Origin of the sequence: Collinsella aerofaciens (assembly GCF_018785265.1) — a bacterium.
Lineage (GTDB): Bacteria > Actinomycetota > Coriobacteriia > Coriobacteriales > Coriobacteriaceae > Collinsella > Collinsella aerofaciens_AI.
Window position 1 is genome coordinate 1 of sequence record NZ_WQPK01000060.1, and the last position, 748, is coordinate 748.

General features: G+C 58.7%; 1 protein-coding gene. It reads left to right on the plus strand.

Translation table 11 applies throughout. The features are described 5' to 3' along the window. Nucleotides 1–149: 149 nt before the first annotated feature. Entirely contained in the window at nt 150–608 is a 459-nt protein-coding gene (gene tnpA / locus GPK42_RS09900) for an IS200/IS605 family transposase (RefSeq protein WP_215694974.1), read from the plus strand. The last annotated feature ends 140 nt before the right edge of the window (nt 609–748 follow it).

Below are 748 nucleotides of genomic sequence, written 5' to 3' on the forward strand. Positions count from 1 at the left end.
TTCAAGACTTTAGTCTGCTGGCCGCGCAGCGGCCAGCTTTAAACCACCCGCTACGCGGGTGGAGACAAACGGCTTTACAAAGCCACCCCTCCGACCGATATTGACGATTGTTCAGGCCGTCAAGAATTCGAGTCGAAGGGGTGGTCGCCATGGCCCAGAAGGCCTACAGCCTTTCCCACACGAAGTGGATGTGCAAGTACCACATCGTGTTCACGCCGAAGTATAGGCGCAAAGTGATCTACAACCAAATCAGGAGCGACATAGGGGAGATCCTCAGGAAGCTGTGCGAGTACAAGGGGATCGAGATAATCGAGGGGCACCTGATGCCCGACCACGTGCACGTGCTGCTGGCGATTCCGCCGAAGTACAGCGTCGCGAGCGTCATGGGCTACCTGAAGGGGAAGAGCTCGCTGATGATATTCGACAGGCACGCCAACCTCAAGTACAAGTTCGGCAACAGGAAGTTCTGGGCGGAGGGCTACTACGTGTCCACCGTCGGCCTGAACGAGGCGACGATCGCCAAGTACATCAGGGAGCAGGAGTCCCACGACATCGCGCTGGACAAGCTGAGCGTGAGGGAGTACGAGGACCCCTTCAAGAGGGGGTGATGCTGCCGGTTCGACCGGCGCGCCACGGGTCAAGATGCACTAGGCCTGGACGAAGTCCGGGCCCGCGCCTTTAGACGCGAGCCCGGGGCCCGTGGGTTATACCCTAAGAGCAAACCACCCTTTTTAAGGGTGGTTCTGAT